At 42.9% G+C, this 6,021-nt stretch carries 3 protein-coding genes; all 3 read right to left on the reverse strand.

Annotation, left to right across the window (positions count from 1 at the left end; all coding sequences use genetic code 11):
* Positions 1-41 precede the first annotated feature (41 nt).
* The gene (locus tag J8L98_RS11115) at positions 42-1,820 is read right to left on the reverse strand and encodes a M1 family aminopeptidase (protein ID WP_210996471.1); all 1,779 of its coding nucleotides are present in this window, start codon (positions 1,818-1,820) and stop codon (positions 42-44) included.
* On the reverse strand, positions 1,821-2,573 hold the full coding sequence (locus J8L98_RS11120) for a TrmH family RNA methyltransferase (RefSeq protein ID WP_210996472.1): 753 nt from the start codon (positions 2,571-2,573) through the stop codon (positions 1,821-1,823).
* A gap of 13 nt (positions 2,574-2,586) precedes the next feature.
* The coding region (locus J8L98_RS11125; protein WP_210996473.1) for a non-ribosomal peptide synthetase at positions 2,587-6,021 on the reverse strand (3,435 nt) is incomplete at its 5' end.

The raw sequence follows: 6,021 nt of genomic DNA on the forward strand, positions 1-6,021 counted from the left end.
GATGTATGGCCAAAAGGTTGGCCATACATACCTCGTCACATTTATAGGTTAGTTGGACACTTTGACTGCCACCAATCGGTCGCAGTGCGCAATATTCTCGCCCTACTGTGTGTGTCAAAATGCTTTAAGTAATGCTGAATAAGTGCGGGCTCTTGAGCACAATACTTTGAGTGAATTAAACGCTTCATACTCCAATATTGTGGCAAGGTTTCCTTGCTCTTTTCCACGTTTTCAACCAAGTATTCATCGATCCCGGTGACACTCACTGTGATTGGAAAATATTGTTGTGGGTCAACAACAATACTTGCTGGCTGCATTTTAAGCGCCTTAACAAATTGTTGTGTGTTTTTAGTCACTTGAAACTTAAGCAGTTGTGCCTTGCCATCAACGTCAATCTCAACCCATAAAGGCAAGTAATGGTGTGGGTAGCCATCGTGAGTCACGTCTAAAGTCAGCACATTGTGACTGTTAACCGCCACATCCACGGCCAACGTTGTCGTCTGCTTTGAGTGCACCCAGCGTTCAAAAAAACCATCCAATGTATGCCCAGCCGCCTTTTCAAAGGCTTTTCTCAATGCCTCTGTTGTCGCAACCGACTCCCAATTCTCTTGGCTATATATTCGAATTCCATCCCAAAAATCCTGCTCCCCCAGTTCGAGTCTGAGCATGTGGAAAAGGTAGGCCCCCTTAGAGTATGCGGCCTTTCTATAGGTAGATTTGAATTGTTCAAACGTTATTTCCTGCCGAGGTGAAACTGCAGGAAGAATATTGCCCTGCTTTTGTAGTCTAAGCATCGATTCTTTAAAGAGTATTATCTCTCTATCATACTCTTCTTTACCATAAGCGTGCTCTTTGAATGCAGCAACCATAAACTGAACCAGCCCTTCATTGAGCCAAAAATCGTTCCATGATTTGGCCGAGATTGAATTACCCCACCATTCATGAGCTAATTCATGAGGTGCCAACCAGTTTTCCCGCTTCTCGACTAACACATCTTTCATGAAACGCGCACCGACCAAGCTAAATGCTCCCGCTTCTTGCATTGTATTTTCTTTGGTGACAACAAAAGTGTAGCGCTTGTGACTCAACTCCTTATTACTGACCTTAGAAAAAAAGCGATACGCCTGCTTGATATCGGCAAAAATACTTACAACATCCTGCTGAGATAAATCCTGATATAGCACGCTATAGTGCATACCTTCAGCATCAAATTGATGTGTTAAAAAGTCGCCAGCGGCAAAGCCAAATGTGTAGATCGGACGGGCTCTATCTTCACGCCAATGATGCTGCATCAGTTCTCCATTGGGCTTGGAAGAGATTTTACGCCCATTGGCCACATGAGCCATTCCTTTAGGCAAGTTTAGCGTTAAATCAAAGGTCGCTTTATCGCCAATATCATCATGTGAGACAAGCCAATTAGCGGTGTTGTATAGCGTATACATGTAGCCGTCAAAAAACTTTAACCCCTTCTTTGGTGACGTATCATAATCTATGGTTACTTCAGTGGCGCCCCTTTGCCCATTCAGTCGACTATCCAATGCCAGTATTAATTGATCGCCTGTTACATGAAAGCCTTTGACCATGGGCCCATGAACTCGCTTAATCTGCATATCTGGAGCTTGCAGTCGAAACTCCAGATCGCTCTCTTTCGCTAGTTGCCCTGATGGCGCAATTCTAAAATCAACAGTAACACGCCCAGTTAAGCTGTGATTTTCAATATCTGGCGTTAATTGAGCGGTATAAGACAATACATCAAACCGCCCCATAGCGTTAGCGTTGAGGCTCACAACAGCAATAATCAGAAACAGCAGCCAACGCACTTAACCACCTACTAAACTATTTAGCAAAATTGCGCCAGCACTTGGCGTAGTCAGCGCATCAACACCATTTTTCATATCAATTTTAATCACGTGATGACTCTTATCAATCACACAACTTTCTATCCCTTCATCCTCTGAACCAAGTACAAGCACACATTTTTCTGGAAACTCAAACTCTCGCAACGATATGGCCTGTGCCGAGTTAGCAGTACTCACAATTTGATATCCTAATGCGGAGAGCTGTGACAATGTATCCGTAATATGACTACTTCGGTGTACTTTACAGCCCATGACGTGGCCTGAAGATAGATCAAATGCGCTCTGCTCATAGGGCGAAACGGCTTTAGGACATATCACGACTGAGGATATGCCCATCGCCACTGCACTGCGGACAAGATTTCCTGCACTCTCGGAATATTTTACACCGTTTAGTAACATGACTTTGTTGCCAAGCATATCCAGCGGCACATATTTAGGCATTTTAATCTTCGCCAATACCGCTCGTGCAGCGGCAACGCCTAAATATGGCGTAATCTGTTCGTCTTCAATAACCCCTATACGGCAACCGTGCTCACTCGGTAAGGCGTTTTTATAAAGTGAATAAAATGTCTCGCTACAAAATATCGCTACAATCTGCGCGTTATTTGCCAAGGCATTTTTGAGAAAATAATCTCGTTTTACTACAATTTCACCATCACCTGGCACCATAAGTTTTTCATATAACTCTGATGTTAAACTAATCTGCTCAACCATTGTTTCGCTTTCCTTAACTCGTTTCAAAACGCTTACTTTGTGTTTTAGATTTTTGCCTGTGACGCCGCATTGCTTCACTTTGTTGTAGTGCTATCGCTTGTCGTTTACCTCGGGTACTACCCATTTTTTCACCTGTCTCATTATGACTTTTGTTCGTTATGAAGTGAGCCAGAGATTCGACAGTAGGATGGCTAAATAGATCCATCATCGTCACCTCCATACCCAGCTGTTCTACTAACTTCACATGTACTTTTGAAAGACTGAGAGAGTTCCCTCCTAACTCAAAAAAGCTCTGTCTCGAGCCAACCGTTTCTAGCAATAGAATATCTTGCCACACACCAGCAATGGCTTGTTCTGTTGGCGTAGTACATTCAGAAAACAATTCACTATCTGTGACTTGTTCTTGAAACGATAACAGGGCCTTGGTATCCACCTTACCGTTACTGGTAACAGGGTATTCAGTGACCAAAACTATCTGATTAGGAACCATATACGAAGGAATGTGCCTAGATATATGTTGACGAACAGGGGCATTATCTCGCTGTGGATCAACTACTTTTATTACCGCTTTGAGTGCTTGATCGTCGTTTTCGTCAACAATATGGCGGCAAATTGCGCCTTGCACGAGTGGACACAGGAGAATAAGTCGCTCAATCTCTGACAATTCAATCCGAATGCCATTGTATTGGATTTGGTTATCCCGTCGTCCAAGGTATAAAACTTCGCCTTGGCTGTTATATTTTCCTAGATCACCGAGTCGGTACATACGCTGCCCAGACTCTGAGCTAAACGGATCAGGGACAAAGCTTGCAGCCGTTAGATCCGGCATATCAACATATGCCGTCGCCAAACTTGGGCCACTGACATATAACTCACCAACCACACCCGGTGGGCAAAGGTTGTAATATTGATCCAAAATATACACTTTCAGGTTTGCGACGGGTTTACCTATTGGCATCACCCCTTTTGGTGTTGCAATATCCGTTAATCGACTTGCCGTTGCATCCCCCACCACTTCAGTAGAACCATATGCGTTCACCATTACAACATGCGCCATGGTTGCTTTAACTTTTTGAACCAGTTCAGCGTTTATTGCTTCACCACCAACAAAGATACGTTTCAATGAACTAAGCTTGTCGACATTTTGCGATTCAAATAACAGCCTTAAAACTGATGGTGTGAAGAACACACGTGTGACTTTTTGCTGCTCGATCAGCTCTAGTAATGCGGTAATATCTTTAACCTGAGCTTCTGAGTTAAAAAATAGTTTGCCACCTTTGAGTAATGGTGCAAATACCTCTTGGACTGAGGCTATAAAGCTCGGACTTGTCTTGGCCAACACACATTCATTGTCACCAATCGGGTGGTTATGCCAGATCTCTACCAAATTATTAACCACTGAATAATGACTACCAATAACGATTTTTGGCATCCCCGTGGTACCAGATGTCAGATACAAATGTGCAGGTAGTAAATTGCTAAAATTCACAGCCAATGACTCATCACAGAGGCTTTGCAACTGATCCATAAAGTGCTGGTATGTGTGCGTTACCAAACTAAGCGTCGTCATAACATCCTTTGATACCACACAATTTAACTCAGCTCTTACAGCGATATTTTCTATCTGCTGCACATTAAGTTGATCATGTAGAGGTAAATAGCTTGCGCCAAGCTTAATCACGCCTAGCATTGACACTATCATGTCAATGCCACGCTCCATTCTTAGGCCAACTCGATCACCAACAGCGATACCTTGATGGCTGAGGTAGTGTGCAAATTGATTGCTAAGCCTATCCAGTTCAACAAAGCTCATCGCTTTATCTGGGCTTTGCAATGCAACTGTATGAGGTGTTCTCGCGACTTGCTCACAGAATAAGGAGGCCAAGCTCCCCTCTACAGGTAGTCTGACGCCATTGCTAGAAAATTCCCTTATATCATTGAATTGCACTTTAGACAGACTCGGCATATTGCACATTTCAGAATCCAGATTATCAGCAAGCTTACTCAGAAGGAGCACGTAGTTCTCCAGTAACTGCGCCACGTCTTTTTGCTGATACAACCCTTTTCGATAAACAAGATAGCCAGAGATACCTTCGTCAGATTCGGTTAAATCAAACGTCATATCCAACGTCGTTTTGTCATGGTGATACGCTAACGCGGAGGCATTTACACCTGGAATTGCTATCGACTCAGATGGCGTATTTTGCAGAATAAACATGACTTGATACAAAGGCGTATGATTAGTTGTGCGCTGCGGATTAATGGCTTCAAGTACTTTTTCAAAGGGCACATCTTGATGCTCAAAAGCGCTTAGACAACGCTCATGAACATGGCCGAGGTAATCTTTAAGCGTCTTATTTTCATCAACTTTAACTCTAATAACCAATGTATTCAAAAAGTAACCAATTAACTTTTCAACTTCAGGTTTGCGACGGTTAGCAACAGGGATCCCTACATTAATATCTGTTTGGCCGGCATAACGTGAAAGTAACAGCTGTAAAGTAGCGAGCAATACCGTTGATAAAGTTGTATTTTGGCTTCGAGCCAACTTGTTTAGCTCAGCGCTAAGCGATGAAGTTATTTTTATCGGGATAGCATCTGCATCATATCCAACCTGATCATTTCTGTCCTGTGCTATGCCAAGTTCAAGTAATTGGGGTGCATCTTGTAACTCTGTTCGCCAGTAATCTAGCTGCTCATTAACTGTGTCCGCGATTATCTGCTTTTGCCAGTATGCATAGTCACTGTACTGCACTGGTAGATCATCCATATTGCAGCTATGTCCGCTAAGTTTTGCGCGATACTGCTGGCAAAACTCTTTCACAAGAATGCCAATGGACCACCCATCAGACACAATATGGTGCGTTAAAAACAGTAATACTTGGCGTTGTGGGGATACAGTTAATAACTTTACTCTTAGCCAGCATTCATCCGCTAATGGAAATTCCTGTCCAGCGAAGACTTTAATATGACTGTCGATTTGCGATGCTTGCACCTGTTCGCATTCTAGCGTCCAACCTGGGTTGTTTTCACTGATTTTTTGATAAGCACCTTGCGCTGTATTAATAAACGTTGAGCGTAATACTTCATGTCGAGTTGTAATGTACTCCAAGCATTGAGCAACAATCTCACTATCCAACTGACCCTGTATATTTAGACCAAAGAAAATATTGTAGTTTGCAGTGGCGCCTTGTAATTGCTCCAAAAAGTACAGACGCTCTTGCTGCGCAGATAATTCACGTAGAGTCTGACTTTCTTGCTTCTGAATAGTCGGTAAAGCCTGTTTCTTTGTTCCTGAGCGCACATCAGCGCCTAATGCAGTGACAATGTTGCGTATCGTTTTATGTGCAAAAATATCTCTCAAACTGATAGAAACATTTATTTTATCAAATACATGTGAAACTAGCTGGACAGCTTGTAAAGAATGCCCTCCAAGTTCAAAGAAGTC

Origin of the sequence: Pseudoalteromonas sp. MMG013 (assembly GCF_018100885.1) — a bacterium.
GTDB classification, from domain to species: domain Bacteria; phylum Pseudomonadota; class Gammaproteobacteria; order Enterobacterales; family Alteromonadaceae; genus Pseudoalteromonas; species Pseudoalteromonas aurantia.

Bases quoted from the DNA above. Each gene is read 5' to 3' on its own strand.
- J8L98_RS11120 (WP_210996472.1), bottom strand. From the start codon at position 2,573: ATGGTTGAGCAGATTAGTTTAACATCAGAGTTATATGAAAAACTTATG.